The 19,195-nt window shown below is 41.3% G+C and carries 15 protein-coding genes; 13 read left to right on the top strand and 2 right to left on the bottom strand.

Features of this window, described 5'->3' with window-relative positions:
• Positions 1-101 precede the first annotated feature (101 nt).
• Positions 102-257: a YqaE/Pmp3 family membrane protein gene (locus tag ACXAFK_RS04310; RefSeq protein WP_224837819.1), complete on the bottom strand. Its 156-nt coding sequence runs from the start codon at positions 255-257 to the stop codon at positions 102-104.
• A gap of 94 nt (positions 258-351) precedes the next feature.
• Between ACXAFK_RS04310 and ACXAFK_RS04305 the strand changes: the two genes are divergently transcribed.
• The 5 genes from ACXAFK_RS04305 (at position 352) to ACXAFK_RS04285 (ending at position 8,357) form a co-directional block, all read left to right on the top strand.
• Positions 352-1,416 (top strand): response regulator transcription factor, encoded by a 1,065-nt coding sequence (locus ACXAFK_RS04305; RefSeq protein ID WP_474956926.1) that lies wholly within the window; start codon positions 352-354, stop codon positions 1,414-1,416.
• Positions 1,417-1,497: 81 nt separating this feature from the next.
• Complete coding sequence (locus ACXAFK_RS04300) at positions 1,498-2,040, top strand: thioredoxin family protein (RefSeq protein ID WP_474956925.1); 543 nt, start codon at positions 1,498-1,500, stop codon at positions 2,038-2,040.
• Positions 2,041-2,105: 65 nt separating this feature from the next.
• Positions 2,106-3,797, top strand: a complete 1,692-nt coding sequence (lysS, locus tag ACXAFK_RS04295) for a lysine--tRNA ligase (protein WP_474956924.1) — start codon at positions 2,106-2,108, stop codon at positions 3,795-3,797.
• 160 nt (positions 3,798-3,957) lie between these two features.
• Entirely contained in the window at positions 3,958-6,828 is a 2,871-nt protein-coding gene (locus tag ACXAFK_RS04290; protein WP_474956923.1) for a TonB-dependent receptor, read from the top strand.
• A 98-nt stretch (positions 6,829-6,926) separates the two neighbouring features.
• Complete coding sequence (locus tag ACXAFK_RS04285) at positions 6,927-8,357, top strand: SLC13 family permease (RefSeq protein WP_252080604.1); 1,431 nt, start codon at positions 6,927-6,929, stop codon at positions 8,355-8,357.
• Between the two features lie 442 nt (positions 8,358-8,799).
• Here the strand turns inward: ACXAFK_RS04285 and ACXAFK_RS04280 are convergent, their stop codons facing one another.
• Entirely contained in the window at positions 8,800-9,522 is a 723-nt protein-coding gene (locus tag ACXAFK_RS04280) for a hypothetical protein (protein ID WP_293293731.1), read from the bottom strand.
• Positions 9,523-9,787: 265 nt separating this feature from the next.
• On the opposite strand from ACXAFK_RS04280, the gene ACXAFK_RS04275 reads away from it, so the two are divergent.
• The 8 genes from ACXAFK_RS04275 (at position 9,788) to ACXAFK_RS04240 (ending at position 19,189) form a co-directional block, all read left to right on the top strand.
• Positions 9,788-12,289 (top strand): zinc-dependent metalloprotease, encoded by a 2,502-nt coding sequence (locus ACXAFK_RS04275; protein WP_474956922.1) that lies wholly within the window; start codon positions 9,788-9,790, stop codon positions 12,287-12,289.
• Positions 12,290-12,453: 164 nt separating this feature from the next.
• On the top strand, positions 12,454-12,645 hold the full coding sequence (locus ACXAFK_RS04270; protein WP_474956921.1) for a hypothetical protein: 192 nt from the start codon (positions 12,454-12,456) through the stop codon (positions 12,643-12,645).
• Between the two features lie 112 nt (positions 12,646-12,757).
• Entirely contained in the window at positions 12,758-13,207 is a 450-nt protein-coding gene (locus tag ACXAFK_RS04265) for a hypothetical protein (protein ID WP_293293725.1), read from the top strand.
• 176 nt (positions 13,208-13,383) lie between these two features.
• Positions 13,384-13,983, top strand: a complete 600-nt coding sequence (locus ACXAFK_RS04260) for a transcriptional regulator (RefSeq protein ID WP_474956920.1) — start codon at positions 13,384-13,386, stop codon at positions 13,981-13,983.
• Positions 13,980-14,705, top strand: coding sequence for a DUF3307 domain-containing protein (locus ACXAFK_RS04255; protein WP_474956919.1), 726 nt, complete (start codon positions 13,980-13,982; stop codon positions 14,703-14,705). Before ACXAFK_RS04260 ends, ACXAFK_RS04255 begins: the two co-directional genes overlap by 4 nt.
• A gap of 194 nt (positions 14,706-14,899) precedes the next feature.
• Positions 14,900-17,068, top strand: coding sequence for a TonB-dependent receptor plug domain-containing protein (locus tag ACXAFK_RS04250; RefSeq protein WP_474956918.1), 2,169 nt, complete (start codon positions 14,900-14,902; stop codon positions 17,066-17,068).
• Between the two features lie 5 nt (positions 17,069-17,073).
• A complete protein-coding gene (locus ACXAFK_RS04245; RefSeq protein ID WP_224837832.1) occupies positions 17,074-18,582 on the top strand; it encodes an HmuY family protein in 1,509 nt (502 codons plus the stop codon).
• 196 nt (positions 18,583-18,778) lie between these two features.
• Entirely contained in the window at positions 18,779-19,189 is a 411-nt protein-coding gene (locus tag ACXAFK_RS04240) for an arsenate reductase family protein (protein ID WP_474956917.1), read from the top strand.
• The last annotated feature ends 6 nt before the right edge of the window (positions 19,190-19,195 follow it).

The following is a 19,195-nucleotide window of genomic DNA, read 5'->3' as shown; positions in this document are numbered from 1 at the left end:
CGTTCTATCACTTTTGATTTAACTATTACCAAAAGCGCGCTAAAAATACCATTAACCCCACATATGCACAACAAGACAAGGCTTTTTTGGATAAGCTACGATCAATTGGTGTTGTTCAGAATTATCAAAGCCGCGATAACGCCCGGGACCCAACCGCAAAGGGTAAGTAAAAAAACAATTAAAATAGACCCACATCCTTTCCCGATTACGGAAAGGGGAGGAAACAGAATGGCCAATAAAACTCTCCAGAAACTCATTGATTTGATTTTTGATTGATGATTACTTATAGGTAGTTAAAATGCCTGTTCTGTTACAGAAAAACGACTATTTTTAACCAAAAATCTACCAAATATGCGGTTTTTCGTCCTTGTCACTTTCATGGTGAGTTCATCTGTTGTTTTAGGGCAATACCAGTTTTCTGGAGAGGTCGCCCTGGAAAATGCCGGAAATGCCATTTATTTATCCGTGGTAGAGGACTACCGAAAATCTTCTCGAGTGTATTTGGACCAAATAGTTCAACAAGGGATAGTGGATTCCATGGGGCATTTTTCCTTCTCCGGTGATAATCTAAGTGGACAAAACCGCATATATCGCATCCATTTGGATGGATGTTCGGACAGTTTGGGCAGCAAACACTTTTTAGGATTGTGCAACAACAGCAAAAGTGTTCTTTTTATCGCCAACAATAAGGACACCCTGCAATTTCCAACTTCTTTTGAAGATCAATCCCTCTGCACCATAAACTCTACAAATCCAAAATCCGGCCTAATTCTGGAAATAGAGGAACTAAAAGAGCACATGGCATACGATTTGGCCGAATATCCCAGCGAGGCCAACCTTAATTTGAATTTAAAAAAATGGTTCAAGGCCCTTCATAACTTTGGAAAAAAAACCAACGAGCCTTTGGGCGAACTCTACATTTACGATTTTCTGTCCGACAAAAGCAATGAGACCTTCAAATTTTATCTGGAAGACCTAGTTACCAACAACTATTACCAAGATTTGGCGGAAAGATTAACCGTTGATTATCCCAACTCGACCTTTACCCAGCAATACCGTGCCGAGATAACCACGGACAGGGAGTTGGCCAGTTTTGGCAAACCACAGTCCGGCAAATGGTATAGGACCATAATCGCGCTTTTGGCAGTATCCGTATTGGGAAATGTGGTTTTTTTCTTTAGCAAAAAAAGAAAGAGCAATGCCTCCCTTCTACTCGAAAAATTAACCCCTCAAGAACAAAAAATAGCCCATCTAATATTGGAAAACAAAACCAATAAAGAAATTGCCTCTGAGCTTTTTGTAAGTGTGAGCACCATTAAGACCCACATTAACAATCTGTATAAAAAACTGGATATTGCCTCCAGGGACGAAATGTCCATTCTGTTCAAAAAAAATAAATTTCAACCCAGGGACTAGTACCGATTTCCAACGGAACAAAATTCGTCCAACCATTGATTTTAGTGAATTTGGCCATCAAACCATAAATCACGTAAAATCATGAAACAAGTTTTAACCGCATGGCTTATGCTTTGCATTGTTTGTGTTTCGGCACAAGACTTCAACAAGGAAATAACAACAAAAAACGGTCAACAATTTTTAGTAGGACAAATAAACCTGGATGGTTTGCAATCCAAACCATATGGCAACTGGTTTCAGGCTCGGTACAACGCCCATAAAGTAGACGAAACTTTGGTATCCCTTTTTCAAAAAGAATTAAAGGGGTACAACATCAAACTATTTTTGGGGACCTGGTGCGGTGACAGCAAACGGGAAAGCCCAAAATTGATCAAAATTTTAAAGGCCGCTAATTTTCCCATGGAACAATTGGAAATAGTTGGGTTGGATTACCGAAACGGGCTGTACAAGACCAGTCCGACCGGAGAGGAGAAAGGGTTGAACATAATCAAGGTGCCGACCATCATCTTTTTTAAAAACGGAAAAGAAGTCAATAGAATCGTTGAGAGTCCACTGGAAACTTTGGAAGAAGACATTTCCCAAATTGTTTTCCGTAAGAACTATGTGCCCAATTATGCATATTAAGTTATGGTAAGGCAAGGTTTTAAAGCGCAAAAGTGTAATTTTGCGCTTTAAATTTTTTAGAGATTATGCAACTATCGGAACAAGAGATCGTTCGAAGGGAAAAATTGACCAAACTCAGGGAAATGGGCATAGACCCCTACCCCGCAGCTTTATATCCTGTTGATGCCACTTCCAAAAGTATTAAGAATGATTTTGAAGAAGGAAAAAAAGTAGTGATTTCCGGTAGATTGATGTCGCGTAGAATTCAAGGTAAAGCTTCGTTTGCCGAACTTCAAGACAGCGAAGGTAGAATTCAAGTGTATTTTAACCGTGACGAAATTTGCCCGGGAGATGACAAAACCCTGTACAACGATGTCTACAAAAAATTGCTGGACATAGGGGACATTATTGGAATAGAAGGAGAGCTTTTCACCACCCAAGTGGGCGAAAAAACCGTTATGGTGAAGAACTTTTCGCTATTGAGCAAAAGTTTAAGACCGTTGCCGCTACCAAAGGTAGATGACGAAGGTAAAGTGTACGACGCTTTTAACGACCCTGAACTGCGCTATCGTCAACGGTACGTGGATTTGGTAGTGAACCCACACGTAAAGGACACTTTTATAAAAAGAACAAAAATAACCACCAGTATCCGTGAGTTTTATAACCAAAAAGGATATTTAGAGGTTGAGACACCCATATTGCAACCCATACCGGGCGGAGCTGCGGCGCGCCCGTTCCTAACGCACCACAATGCGCTCAACATTCCACTGTACCTGCGCATTGCCAACGAGCTTTATCTTAAAAGGTTGATTGTTGGCGGGTTTGACGGCGTTTACGAATTTGCCAAGGATTTCCGCAACGAAGGTATGGACCGCACCCATAACCCGGAGTTTACCGTAATGGAACTCTACGTAGCCTACAAGGACTATAATTGGATGATGGACACCACAGAAGAACTATTGGAAAAAGTAGCTATTGATGCAACTGGCAGTTCCAAAGTAACAGTGGGTGATCACGAAATAGAATTTAAGGCACCCTACCCAAGGGTTCCCATTTTGGAGGCCATTAAAATCCATACGGGAATTGACGTTTCTGGAATGGACGAAGATGAACTTCGAGAAACCGCCAAAAAATTGGGCATTGAAGTGGATGACACCATGGGCGTAGGTAAATTGATCGATGAGATTTTTGGTGAAAAATGTGAACACCATTACATTCAGCCCACGTTTATTATCGATTATCCAAAAGAAATGAGCCCTTTGACGAAAGAACACCGTTCCAATCCTCGATTGACGGAGCGTTTTGAGTTGATGGTAAATGGAAAGGAGTTGGCCAATGCCTATTCCGAGCTCAACGACCCCATTGATCAACGTGAGCGTTTTGAAGATCAGCTTAGACTTTCCGAAAAAGGAGATGACGAAGCCATGTTCATAGACCAGGATTTCTTACGCGCGCTGGAATACGGAATGCCCCCAACATCGGGCATCGGTATCGGGATAGACCGTTTGGTGATGCTGTTGACGAACAATTCGTCCATTCAAGAAGTGTTGTTCTTCCCGCAAATGCGACCAGAGAAAAAGCAAGTAGAGCTTACCGAAGAGGAAAAAATCATTTTGGACATTCTTAAGCCACAAGGTCAAATGGCCCTATCCGACCTTAAGGAAAAAGCAGGGCTAAGCGGTAAAAAATGGGACAAGAGCACTAAAGGTTTGAACAAGCATGGGCTCATCAAAATAGAAAAAACGGAAGATGCCCTACTCGTAAAGTATACAGGATAGTACTAGAATTTTTGATTACATAAAACCTAAGCCCCTGAACCTTAAATAAAGTTCAGGGGTTTTCTTTTTCAAAAAAAGTTCTATCTTTCGACGGTTTTCTTCCTAAATGGAAGGAAATTTCCAGCAGCTTACCCCAATAATCTTACTAAAATCTACTTATATGAAAAGAATGAATTTAGCATTCCTTTTCGTGCTGTTGGTATCTTTTATTTCCAGAGCACAAGAGGTAACAGGAACCGTTTATGATGATCAAAACGCCCCACTACCAGGAGCGTCGGTCCAAGTAAAGGGAACCACAACAGGGGTCATCACCGACATTGATGGAAACTACGTTATTGAAGCGGATACGGGAGATATTTTGGTCTTCTCCTATGTGGGTTTCAACACCCAAGAAGTCACAGTTACCAGCAACACCTTAAATGTAACCCTACAAGCAGGATTGGAGTTGGAGAATGTTGTAGTGGTCGGTTCCAGAAACCCGAATAGGACAGCTACAGAAAGTACTGTCCCTGTAGATGTCATAGACATAAAGGAACTAAACAATGTGGCGCCGCAGGTAAATTTAAATCAAATATTAAATTATGTAGCGCCATCCTTTACATCCAACACCCAAACTATTTCCGATGGTACAGACCATATAGACCCAGCATCTTTAAGAGGGCTTGGGCCCGATCAAGTTTTGGTATTGATCAATGGTAAACGCCGGCACACCTCTTCTCTAATTAATGTAAATGGCACATTTGGCCGAGGTAGTGTTGGTACCGATTTAAATGCAATTCCCGCAGCTGCAATAAAGCGTATTGAAGTGCTAAGGGATGGTGCAGCTGCCCAATACGGTTCAGATGCCATTGCCGGTGTGATCAATATTGTTTTGAATACCACCGTAAATGAATTAACGGCAACCGTAACCAGTGGTGCCAATTTTTCCAAAAATGCAAATGGGCAAACAGGCGGCATAGATGGTGAAACAACAAACTTTGCAGCTAGTTATGGTCTGCCACTTGGAAATAATGGCGGATATATCACATTTTCAGGCGATTTTGATGTCCGTCAAGATTATAATCGGATGAAAGAATGGGAAGGCAGTGTCTTTAATCTTTACAATACGGTGGAACGTTTTGCCAATCAAGATGGTTATGATCTGGCCAATTTATTGGACGATGATGTTGCAGATGTGATCCAATATGCAAATCAGGCCAATATCAATCTCAACGGAGCAACGACCAAAGAAGAGCTTCAACCCATTTTAGCTGCAGATAACACCGAGGCAGAACTTGCAGCAAGAGGGCAGGAAAGAAGCGATTTTAATATGCGCGTAGGCCAATCTGCCTTGCGAGGCGGTAGATTCTTTTCAAACTTTTCATTGCCCTTGGATAATAAGGGTACTGAACTGTACTCTTTTGCAGGTATTAGCTCCAGAACAGGGAATTCTGCAGGATTCTATAGACTTCCAAATCAAAGTAGAACATTTACACCGGCCTACATTAATGGATTTTTACCTGAAATCAATTCTACCATCAGAGATAAATCATTATCTGCTGGCATAAAAGGTATGATTGGTGATTGGAATGTGGATTTCAGTAATACCTACGGAAAAAACTCTTTCTTATACACCATTGGGAACACCTTTAACGCTTCTTTACAAAGCTCCTCTCCCACTGTTTTTGATGCAGGGGGGTTTTCCTTTAGCCAAAACACCACCAACCTCGATATCAATCAATTTTTCGATGATGTAATGTCTGGTCTGAACGTGGCTTTCGGAGCGGAATATAGAGTAGAAAATTATAACATAGAAGCAGGTGAGGAGGCATCCTATTCGCAATATACGGCAGAAGGCCAAGTAATAACCCTAGCTTCGCAAGAACCCTCACGAGATTTCTTTGGAAATGCTAGACCAGGTGGCTCACAGGTTTTTCCGGGCTTTAGTCCAAACAATGAACTTTCCAGGGGAAGAAGTAGTATTGCGGGTTACTTTGATGTAGAGGCTGATTTTTCCGAAGAATTCTTGGCAAGTTTTGCCACTAGATTTGAGGATTATAGTGATTTTGGGTCCACCATCAATTTTAAATTGGCGACCCGTTACAAAATTTCAGACAATATAAATGTTCGAGCTGCGGCAAACACTGGATTCCGAGCGCCTTCCTTGCATCAAATTAATTTTAATTCCACATCAACAATTTTTGACCAGAACGGAAATCCACAAGAGGTCGGTACTTTTGCCAATGATAGTAGGGCTGCACAGCTTTTGGGTATTCCACAACTTAAGGAAGAAACATCTGGCAGTGTTAGTTTAGGTCTTACAGCTAAAATCCCTGATGCAAATCTAACCGTAACTGTAGATGGTTATTTTGTTAAAATCAATGACAGGGTAGTTTATACTGGACAATTTCAAGGACCTGGCAATGGGACTGAACTAGACAACTTGTTAAGTCAGGCCAATGCTACCGCAGCATCTTTCTTTGCCAATGCCATCGATACCGAGTCGAAAGGTTTGGATGTGGTTATTACGCACAAGGCCCAGTTTGGTGGTAATTGGAATTTAAAATCCGATTTGGCAGGTACTTTTTCCCAAACAAGAAAGGTGGGAGATATAAATGCCTCAGAAGTTTTGGAAAATGCAGGATTGGTCGACACCTACTTTCCTGAAGACAGTAGGGTTTACTTGGAAGAGGCCGTTCCTAGAACTAAAATAAACTTATCCAACAGCTTAACTTCTGACAAATTCATTGTGTTTTTAAGGAATGTATATTTTGGGGAAGTTACAGAGGCTACTACAAATATAGACAGACAACAAGTGTTTAGTACCAAAATAGTTACGGATTTATCCATCGGATATAAGGTAACCCCTGCACTTACTTTTACTGTTGGCGCCAACAACTTATTGGATATTTATCCCGATAGGGCGGCTGAGACCTTGAGCGATGGAGGAAATAACAGAAGTGATGGGCGTTTTGACTGGTCCAGAAGAGCTCAGCAATTTGGTATTGGCGGTAGGTTCCTTTTTGGGAGAATTAGCCTTGCTTTAAAATAAAGAATTCTTACTCTTTAATTTCATATTCTTTGAAGCCCCAATTGGGGCTTTTTTATTTTTTTAAAGTTTAACAAAAAAAGCATAGCTTAGAATCCCATATGGAACTAAGCAAAAAAATAGGCCTGGTTTTAGGTCCCGTAGCCTTTCTGGTTTTGAATATATTACCTTTCGAAATTGTTTCGGAAAAAGGTGACCCGGTTATTTCTGTTGCTGTATGGATGCTCATATGGTGGATCACTGAGGCGGTATCCATTTCGGTTACAGCATTGCTCCCGTTGCTCCTATTGCCCATTTTAAAAATCTTGCCCATTGCGGAGGTGGGTGCCAACTACGGCAGCCCCATCGTGTTTCTATTCTTTGGGGGGTTTGTAATGGCCCTGGCTTTGGAGAAAGTTAATTTACACCGAAGAATCGCCCTGAACATTATCCGACTAACCGGAACGACGCCGAACAAGGTCATTTTAGGCTTTATGATCGCCACAGCATCTTTAAGTATGTGGATCAGCAATACTGCAAGTACGGTAGTTATGTTGCCTATTGCGCTTTCGGTAATCAATTTATTGGTGGACGATGCCGACGGTTTCACCAAAAACGATCAAAATTTCGCACTGAGCGTAATGCTTGGCATCGCCTTTTCGGCGAATGCTGGGGGCATTGCCACGGTAATCGGTACTCCTCCCAATTCTGTGCTGATCGGTTTACTGGAAAACGAGTACAATACCGAAATATCTTTTTTAAAATGGATGACCATTGGATTGCCATTTTCGATCATTATGGTAGGAATTTGCTATTTGGTATTGGTTAAATGGATGTTTCCCAATAGGGACCTAAAATTTAATGCATCAAAAGATGTTATCCGTACCGAATTGGATAAATTGGGCCCCACCTCTGGCAAGGAAAAAATGGTTCTCACCATTTTCGGTGTAACCGTATTTCTATGGATTTTTAGAACCTTGATCAATAACCTCTTCCCTCAATTGGGAATCACGGATACCATGATCAGTATTTTTGCAGCAATAGCATTGTTTGCCATTCCCTACAACATAAAAAAGGGTGATTTTATCATTACTTGGCAAGACACCTCCAAACTGGCCTGGGGTATTTTGATCCTTTTTGGTGGTGGACTGGCCCTGGCCCAAGGAATGTCCGCAAGCGGTATTGTGGATTTGGTCGCAAGCAGCATTGCACAAAGTGAAATCAGTATTTTGTTCACTGCTGCCCTGTTAATTTTCCTGATGCTTTTTATGACGGAGCTTATGAGCAACGTTGCCCTTGTCGCAGTCTTAGCGCCCGTGGTCGCAGGGATTGCCATAGGTCTTGATATTCCAATGCTCCATTTATTGATTCCGGTGACCATTGCCAGTAGTTGTGCGTTTATGCTTCCAATGGCCACACCGCCGAATGCCATTGTTTTTGCCAGTGGTTATGTTAAAATACCCCAAATGGCCCGGGTGGGGGTAATTCTCAATCTTATTGCCGTACTTCTGTTGGTGTTAGTGTTCCAGTTTGTAATTCCCCTATTGTTCTAAACTAAAAATGCCCCTCCGGGCGGAAGGGCATTTTTACAAACTAACTAACTCAAAAAAATGTAAGAAACTAACTTAACTAACGCTACTCGCCACTAAACAAGTGGTGCGTAACTATTTGTTAGGTACAAAGTTATAACTCTTTTTGCGATAAATTATTGTAATTAGAATTTTGTTAACGAACCAAAAAAGCAGTAAAACATTGCGTACCTCGTTCAAACCCCATCAATTCCTAAAGCAATTGTACAGATTTACACTTTTTATTGAAAAATCGATAGGTATAAATCCATTTCACTAACAATTCCCACTTCCTTAGTTCAATGTTATATTTTTGTTAACCAACAACTTATAAGTATTCTTTAACATAAATTACCTTCAAAACAAAAGCCCCTTGGTCAAGGGGCTTTTTTAGCTAACTCAAATAAGTTGTAAAATGAAGAACATTTTACTGCATTGACCCTACATAAGGATCAAAACCTTCGGGGAGATACTTGGAAGTATCAAAACCCAACTCTATTTCTTCCTCCTCCATGTAGTTGATGGATGTTACCGCAATTACATCAGTGTACGGGTCAAAACCCTTGGGCAACAAATATTCACTGTTAATTCCCAATTGCAGTTCTACTTCATCCTTTACATAAGGGATCGATTTTAAATCCACATAAGCTTCGTAGGGAGAAAAGTCCTCTGGCAAATAATCCTTGGTATTAAAACCAAGTTCCATATCCTCCTCTTCCATATAGTTAATGGAGTGTACATCCACTACCTCTGTGTAAGCATTAAAATTCTCGGGTAGATATTTTGTGGTATCAAAACCTAATGCTGATTCAACGTTGTTTTCGAGGTATATAATGGAATTCAAATCAAAATAGCTTACATATGGATCGAAACCCTCGGGAAGATAATCGGAGGTATCAAAACCTAATTCAACTTCAGGCTCTTCTTCCAAATACACTATTTCGTTCAAATTCAACTCGTAAGATGCATAATCGTTCATCTCGGAAGTTGAATCGTTCAACTCTGCACCTATATTAAGTACGGTTAAACTGTTCTCTAGACTGCTCAGGCTCTCGGATTGAAGCTCGACGGACCTGAAATTTTGCTGGTCGTTGGCTATGGCGGTACTACTTAATAATACACTTCCATAAATTAATAATAACTTGTTCATTTTTTGATTGAATTTTATGATTGATGATATGCTTATAAGACTATCCAAATTCCAAAACGTTACAGTCTTTAGCATTTTTTTACGAAATTTAGATATCCGTTGAGCCCAGCAATACGGGGCGATACAAGCCAAACCACCAGTAAAACGCAGGACTCCCAATGGTTGGGGCATTGCGTTAAAAAAACGACTGTTAATATTTATTTAACAGTTAATTCGATCGAATTTTAAGTTCTTTGGTTGTTTTAGTTATCCAAACTGACTTATAATGATCAAATATTTACTACCTCGACTACTTCTAGCAGTCATTGTATTGGGTACCATCCAAACTACGGAGGCCCAACTTTTTAAAAAGAAGAAGAAAAACACCGAACAAAAAAAACAAGACAAGCCTAAACCTGGTGACATTAAACCTTACGACAAGGTAATCACCAAAGATGCGAAAACCGATGCAGGGTTATTTAGCGTGCACACGGTAGATGGCAAACATTATTACGAAATTCCCGATTCCCTGTTTAACCGGGAAATGCTTATGGTAAGCAGAATTTCCAAAACCGCTACCGGAATTGGATTTGGCGGTGGAAAAATCAACACCCAAGTGCTACGTTGGGAAAAGAAGGACAAAAAAGTTTTGGTAAGAGTGGCTTCTTATGAAAATGTTGCTGCGGATTCCTTACCCGTCCACGAAGCAGTAGTAAACTCGAACTTTGAACCTGTCCTTTTCTCTTTTGACATTCAGGCCATCAACAAAAAAGATTCCCTGAACCCATCAACGGTAATCGAAATCGACCCTTTGTTCACCAAAGATGTAAAAGCTCTTGGATTCCCTGATGGATATAGAAAAAGATTCAAGGTAACCCGAATGGACAACGATAGAAGTTATATCGAATCCATAAAAAGCTACCCGTTGAACATCGAAGCTCGCCATGTAAAAACGTACCTTTCCAACAACCCTCCAAGCAATTCCAGCCTTGGTTCAATTTCGTTGGAAATAAACAATTCCATGATCTTGCTGCCTAAAGAACCGATGAAACGCCGTTATTTTGACGAACGTGTTGGATGGTTCGCCAGAGGACAGGTGGATTACGGACTGGATGCCCAAGAAAGTAAAACTCTTACTTACCTAGATCGTTGGAGGCTCGAGGTAAAGGACGAGGATATTGAAATATTCAAAGCAGGAGAATTAGTAGAGCCTAAAAAGCCTATTGTATATTATATAGATAGAGCTACTCCCAAAGAATGGATACCTTACATTAAACAAGGTATCGAGGATTGGCAAGTTGCCTTCGAGGAAGCGGGCTTTAAAAATGCCATTCTTGCCAAAGACCCTCCATCTCCGGAGGAAGATCCAGAGTGGTCCCCAGAAGATGTACGCTATTCTGTGGTACGCTATTTGGCCTCTCCTATTCCCAACGCAAATGGTCCTCACGTAAGTGATCCACGAAGCGGCGAAATTTTGGAATCGGACATAAATTGGTACCATAACGTAATGAGTTTGTTACGAGGCTGGTTCTTTGTACAGACCGCAGCCATTAACCCCGAAGCCCAAAAAACAGAGTTCAACAAAGAAATAATGGGAAGGTTGATACGTTTTGTATCTTCCCACGAAGTGGGCCATACTTTAGGACTACCACATAATATGGGCAGTAGTGCCGCCTACCCCGTGGATTCTTTGCGTTCGGCAAGCTTTACCAAAAAACATAGCACCGCACCATCGATTATGGACTATGCCCGTTTTAATTATGTAGCACAGCCCGGAGATGAAGGAGTCGCCCTAATGCCCAATATCGGAGTTTATGATAAATATTCCATTAAATGGGGCTACAAGCCTATTTTGGACAAAACTGCCGAAGAAGAAAAACCAATTCTTAACAGTTGGATCTTAGAGCATGCAGGAGATCCAATGTACCGTTTTGGACACCAACAAGTGGGCGATGTCCACGACCCGAGTTCACAAACCGAGGATTTAGGTGATGATGCCATAAAAGCCAGCTTGTACGGCATTGCCAACTTAAAACGAATTGTACCCAACTTAATAGATTGGACCACCGAGGCGGGTGAAAACTATGATGATCTGGAAACTATGTACGGACACGTAGTTTCTCAATACGGCAGATATATGGGACATGTTGCCAATAATATTGGAGGAGTATACGAACATTACAAAACAGCGGAACAAGATGGTGCCGTTTATACCCATGTTAGCAAAGAGCACCAGAAAAACGCCATGAAGTTTATGCAAGAACAATTGTTTGAAACTCCCGAATGGTTGTTAGATCAGAATATTTTTAACAAAATCCAATACTCAGGTTCCGTGGAGCGTATCCGTTCCGTACAAGAACGTTATATGAACACCATGTTGCAATTGGGCAAATTGGCAAGAATCATAGAAAACGAAACCATAAACGGCAACGAAGCCTACACCTTGTTGGAAATGATGCGAGACCTTCGCAGGGGAATTTGGTCAGAGACCCGTAATGGTAAATCCATAGATACCTACAGAAGAAATCTTCAAAAAGCCCATATCGACAGATTGGAGTATTTAATGACCGCCGATAGTCAACGAAAAATGCCAGACTTTGGAGGTTATAGAAAATCTACACCAATCAACACTAGTCAATCCGATATCCGTTCCGTGGCACGAGCCGAACTGAACAACTTAAAAAGAGATATTAGAAATGGCTTGGCAAGAATTTCGGATAGCATGAGCCGCTATCATTTACAAGATGCCTTGGAGCGCATAGACCTAATCTTGGAACCTACCAAATAAGGGCCTCCTATAGAACTTGGAATCATCTATCAGGGTGTAATCGGTTTTCATACCGGTTACACCTTGTTTTTTTTAAGGTTCACATCTAAACAAGATTGTTTCACAACATATCACTGAGATTTCAATTGTCTTTGCTTACCTTAGTAATCCCAAATCTCAACATCATGACCTACAAGACAAAGAGCTTAGTTTACTTTATCTGTTTCGTGGCAGCTTCAACCCTTTACTACCTAGTGGAGCAAAACGATAAATTCCAGGAACCCATCACATCAGAAACATATGCCGAGACCAATTTCCAGGACACCGGGGATTTTGATGATGATACCAATAAGAACCTCGAAGAAGAGCTCCGGTAATCAAACTACCCTTTCAACGTTCCCACTGTTAAAAGCATCATAATCTATGTAGAAAGATTAAACCTTTGTCAAGGATCCTTGTCCAAGGAACAAATCTTAAATATACAGTAATATGAAACGGTTAACAGTAATAATGGTTATGCTGATCAGTGTTGGCATGGCCGCTCAAAAACATGGTGGACAAGGAATGCACAAAGGTCAAAAAATGGACTTGAGCGCAGAAGAAATGGCCACTCTACACACGAAAAGGATGACCTTGGCCTTGGACCTTACAAAAGCACAATTTGACAAAGTATATGAAATTAATTTGGAAAATGCCGAGTTGAGGAAAGCCAAACAGGATCAAATGAAATCGATGAAAGAGAATGGTGAACGGAAAAAACCAACATCCGAAGAACATTTTAAAATGCAAAATGAACGGTTGGATCATCAAATCGCCGTTCAAGAAAAAATGAAAAAAATACTGGATGAAAAACAGTATGAGGCCTGGAAAAAAATGCAGAAACATAAAAAGTCTATGCACGGCAAGAAAAAAATGGAGGAGAGAGGGAGAAGAGGATAGTGTTTTTTGTTGATTTTAAGGAGCCGCGCCTGCCATGGTCGCGGCTTCTTTTGTTATGTCCCTTACGTAAAAATATTTGTTTATCTGCTTTTTTACAGATATATTTGTTTATCTGCTTTTTTACAGATATTTAATTTTATCTATTAATTTACAGATATTCAACAAAACTACTAACCATGATAGCCGTACTTACCGGAGACATAAAAAACTCTTCCGAACATAACGCCAGCACATGGCTTCCACTGCTAAAACAAGCTTTGGACACATTTGGCAAAGAACCGGCCGAGTGGGAAATATACCGAGGGGACAGTTTTCAACTACAGACCGTTCCCGAGTTGGCCCTGGAAGCGGCGATTTACATTAAGGCATGTATAAAACAAATACGCCGCATGGATGTTCGGATAGCCATAGGCCTGGGAGATAAAAACCATGAAGCAACCAAAATTACAGAATCCAACGGTTCGGCCTTTATAAACTCCGGCCAATGTTTTGAGCAGCTCAAAAAACAACGATTGGGCATACAAACTCCGAACTCTAATGTAAACGAGCAGATCAACCTCTTGCTGGAACTTGCCCTGCTAACCATGGATAGTTGGACACCAGCCATATCCAAAACGGTAAAATACGCCATGGAGAACCCAAAGTTGAACCAAAAAGAACTTGCCCATATACTAAACAAATCACAAGGAAACATAAGCGAAGAATTAAAAAAAGCAGGATTTGAAGAAGTCAAAAAAATGATTCAATTTTACAGAACACAACTCGCACAATTATGATGCTTTTTGCCCTTAAACTACTTCTTGCCCATTTTATGGGCGACTTTGTACTACAGCCAGGACATTGGGTGGAAGACAAACTAGAAAAAAAAGGGCGGTCCAAATACCTTTACTTTCATATTGGTATACATGCATTGGTACTTTTGCTCCTTTTCCAATTTAAAAATATAGGGACCATATTGATCATTGTTGCATCACATTATCTCATAGATCTGGGAAAATTATCCCTTACCAATTCCAAAAACTACAGATGGCTCTTTGTTGTAGATCAATTTTTACATCTGCTGGTTTTGGGCATTATCTTGTATTGGGCACATCCGTTCCCAATCGATTTCACATATCTTTTTGATGAAAGGACATTGCTATTGATTACTTTTTTGGCATTTGTGACCTTCGTATCCGGTATTATTATGAGAATGCTCCTGGCACCTTATATAAATGAAGTTGCAAAAACCGATGATCCAAATGAGGGCGGTTCGTTAAAAAATGCCGGTACCTATATTGGCATGCTGGAACGTCTTTTTGTTTTTGGTTTTATACTGATGCAGCAATGGGCCGCCATCGGCTTACTGATAGCTGCAAAGTCCGTATTTAGGTTTGGGGATCTCAATAAAGGCAAAAATAGAAAGCTAACCGAATACGTACTTATTGGTACGCTTTTGAGCTTTGGCCTGGCCATTTTATCCGGTTTACTGTACGCCCATCTTGTTGATAGCATCTAGACTTTTTAGGATATTGGTGATAGCATTTTGAAAACGGCACCGATAAAAACACCCTCTACTTCCTTCTTATTTACCCAATAAGACCACATTGTTGCTCCCGCTTCCGACCTAAATCCCAATATTCCTGGAATTAATTTTATTTTTATTTAGATTCATTTCAAATAAACTATATATTTGCGACAAATTTATCAATAATGAGTCTAAATAAGAATAGTCTATTCTTTTTAACGATTATAATTTTTTGCACCAACATCAGCATCAGTCAAGAAACCCAAACCATGGAACAAGATTCCATGTCCATGCAAAAATTGGACGAAGTTGTCCTAACTGGAGAAAGCAAGGTAATGTCCCTCAGTAAAAAATTGTTTGCTGTAGGTGTTATCGACCAAAAGGATATTGCAAAAGTAGCCGGAAACAATTTGGCCGACATTCTTAACTACAACCTTAACATAAACGTTACCCCAGACCCATCTACAGGGCGCTCAACTATAAGCATGTTCGGCCTGGACGGTCAATATGTAAAGGTACTGATAGATGGTATCCCCATGGCCAGTGATAACGGAATGGGGAACAATATAGACATTACCCAAATAAATCTGGAAGATGTGGAGCGCATCGAAATTGTGGAAGGCTCCATGGGTGTTCTATACGGCGATAATGCCGTGGCAGGGGTTATCAATATTGTAACCAAAAGAGGTCCGGGTGGTGTTCATAAATGGCAGATTCAACTGTCCGCACAAGAAGAGAGCGTAGGCAGCGAATATGCTTTGTTCGATAAAGGCAGACATATACAAAATGCCAAAGTAAGCTACGAGATCAGCGATAGAACGAGTGTTTCGATTGGCGGTTCGCGAAACGACTATGCCGGTTTTTTTAACGACTTCCAAGGCCAAAACTACGTAAACATCCAAGACAACGCGGTGGTCAACGATAGCCTACGCGGTATGGAATGGAACCCAAAAGAACAGCTTACCGCCTATGGCAACTTTAATACCAGTATCGGAAAGCACAACCTTTTCTATAAAATCCAGTATTATGACGAATCGGTCCCCGTGTACAATTCTTTTGTAAACGGGAGAGTGGACAGTAACACAGGAATGGTGAACCCTACCGCATTGGACGAAAATTTTGATACCCAAAGAACCATCAATAACCTTAACCTCACAGGACCGTTAAAAGGACCAACGATCTATAATCTATCCCTGTCCCATCAAAAACAGAAAAGATACTACAAGCAATTCGTGTACAATATATTACAACAGGGCATCGAATCCATTATCGCCGACGACCTGAGTCAATCTAGTGAAATTTGGTATTCCAAGGGCTTTGTGAGCAATTTGGTTCCAAAATCAAGCTTTTTTAACCTACAATTGGGGTACGAGTTTAACCATCAAACCGGATTCGACGCCATTGCCACCGGTGAATACTCGAGCGATGTGGTCGAGAATACCTTGGAGAACTATGATTTTTTTGGAGTTGCCGATTTTAACCTAACCGATAAGTTCTCCTTGTTCCCCGGAGCAAGATTTACGAACAACTCCCAATTCGGCAACAAACTGATCTGGTCCCTGAGTTCCACCTACGACATAAGCAATACATTTAAAATAAAAGCTGTTTTCGGTTCTGCTTTCCGGGCCCCGAACTTTGAAGAACTGTTTTTCTACTTTGTAGATTCCAACCACAACGTACAGGGAAACCCCGACTTAGATCCCGAAGATGGCATATCCCTTTTCTTGAACATAGAGGAAAAGTTCCGGTTGTCCGAAACAGGCATGCTAAAAACCGCCTTAAAATCTTACTATTTTGATATTGATGGAAAAATAGCCTCCGTTATAGATGTGGACGAACAGGATCGAAACCTGTTCACTTTTGATAATGTAGATCGTTCAAGAATCCTGGGGTTCTCTTTAGAAAACTCACTGATCATGAACCGTTGGCAAGCTTCACTGGGCATGACCTACATGGGAGAGTCCACACAAATAGATGCATCCGAGGACAATAACAACGATTATTTATGGAGCTTTAACCTACAATCCTCACTAGGCTACACCATACCCTCCATAAACACCACCCTGTCCGCACAGCTAAAATATACCGGAAGAACCCAAATAGTACAGAGTAGCACTAACGGAAATGTTGTGGGACAAACAGACGACTTTACATGGATGGATGCGTCGGCTAGGACCAATATCACTAAAAATCTAAGCCTCACTTTGGGTGCAAGAAACCTCTTCGACATTGTTCGGGTAAACGCAACCGACAGCCCGAGCGGCACACATGGCAGCGGAGGAACTCCCAGTCGTTTGTTCGGCAATGGAAGATCATATTACCTAAAACTATTATACAATCTAAATTTCAATTAAAACCAATGAAAAAAATTATCATTCTAAAAGCAATCGCCCTAGTTTTGCTCATTAGTTCTTGCAGCGATGATGAAGGCCAGGACCTTATCGACTTTACCGTTAATTTTAGCAGCGAGACCGTAAGCACCAACGAAGAGGACACCGCTGTGGATGTGCAGCTCAATTTTTCCAGGCCAGCATCCGAGGCCGGCACGATTACCTTAAGCTATACTGGCACCAATGCCGAATATGGAACAGATTTCACCACGTCTCCCAATGGGGAAACAGGAACACTTTCCGTCCCCGTAGCAAGTGGAGCACAAAACGCCTCCTTTACGTTTAATAAACTCACCAATGCCATAGAAGGCTCCACAAAGTCCGTAACATTTACCATCGATGGATTTGATCAAACGGATTGGTCCCAAGGCACAACAACCTCCACTTTGGTAAGCTACACCCCCATTGCTTCTACCAGCGGCGTAGTGGATTCGGAAAATGGAGGTTCCAATATACCTAACCAAGTATATTTCGACTTTAGCTCTGCCACACAAACTGCAGTGAAGCGGGATACCTGGGAAATAGCATTTTACAACGGAACGGAAAACCGGGTGTTTCTAAATTCTTCCCTTTTGGTATCGGCTGCCGAGTTGACCGGTGTTACCGACCTGCTTTCTGTTACGGAAGCAAGCAATCTGCCCGAATCCATGGAGCTCAATGCCCTGGATGCCATGTTCCAACCAACCACCGTCACCGTAAATACCGTTGCCGAACTGGTACAAGGACTACCGGTCGGCTACCAACAATATGGTGATCTGGAAGCTGGAATTTCCTTTACGGACAGACCAGAAGGCAATCTGGATGACACCGCTATTGCCGAAGTATCCACCACAGCAGAAGAGAATTTTGTGTACATTATAAGTCTAGGAAGTGAAATCCCTACGGAACCGGCCGAAACGGGAAGCATTAAACATACAGGGGACCAAAGAGGTTTCATGAAAATCAGAATCCTAACCGATGGCAACAGCTATACCCTCCAATACGCCGATTTGGCCGAAACCGAGTCCTACAACGAAGTAACGGTGAACAAAGATGCAGCTTATAACCTTACTGCCTTTAGTCTGACCAATGGGGATACTGTTAGCGTGGAACCAACAAAAGAACAGTGGGACATTAACCTAAGTGGTGTTTTCGCCTATTATGGAAACCAAGGCCCGCTTGTTGCCGGATTAACGTTTTCCGATTATGTACTGCACAATACCATGGGAGGTGTTGGCCTTTATCAGGTTACCATTGAAGCCGATGTGCCCACCTATGCGAACTTTACCAGGACCGATGTGGAAGAATCTGCATTTGTGTACGATAACAGAGCAGTTGTGGGCAGCGGATGGAGAGATGCCTTTGGCGGTGTAATCAACGAAGATGTGTACTATATTGTTAAGGACGCCGACGGTAATTATTACAAATTCGATTTTACAGCCTACACCAGCGCAGAAGGTGAAAGAGGAAACTACCAGTTCGTTTACGAACGCTTATAATACTTATTTGTTCAGATGCTCAATACTAGGCACTACCTTTTGTTATCGTAGACCATTATTGTTTAGTATGAGTTAGTTTGTGTTGAAAGCGGGGCATTTGTCCCGCTTTTTTTATCCGCTTTTACGACACAAAAAAATTGGATTGCGTTAAGCCCCATCATCACAAAAAGCTAGCTTAACGTAAATTTTATTTAAAATGAAAACAGACATGGGAGTAATAGCAACAAACCATCGAGAAATAACCCTGTACTACAACGCAGAAACTCAAAAAGGTATGCAGACCTTGGCCTACCTACAATCCTCATCGAAAAAAGTACAGGACATAGATTTGTCCAAAACCAAGGTGACCGGCACCCAATGGACAGAAATTGCAAAACGGTTGGGCAAGTCCATCAAAGCCCTCATAAACACCCAACATCCCAATTTTAAAAAGGAATACGGCAGTTCGCAAGACCTACAATCAGATGAAGATTGGCTAAAAATACTGGTCAACAACCCTGCGGTCGTCACGCAGCCCATACTATTGCACCACGACAAAGCGGTTCAAATAGACACTCCCTCGGAGGCATTGGTATTTTTAAAGGATGATGAATCCTCTAAATTGTAGTCGAAA

It is taken from the genome of Flagellimonas sp. ABD4_174 (genome assembly GCF_056160185.1).
The sequence above is the reverse complement of the archived record's forward strand: the minus strand, read 5'-3'. Positions and strand labels throughout refer to the sequence as shown.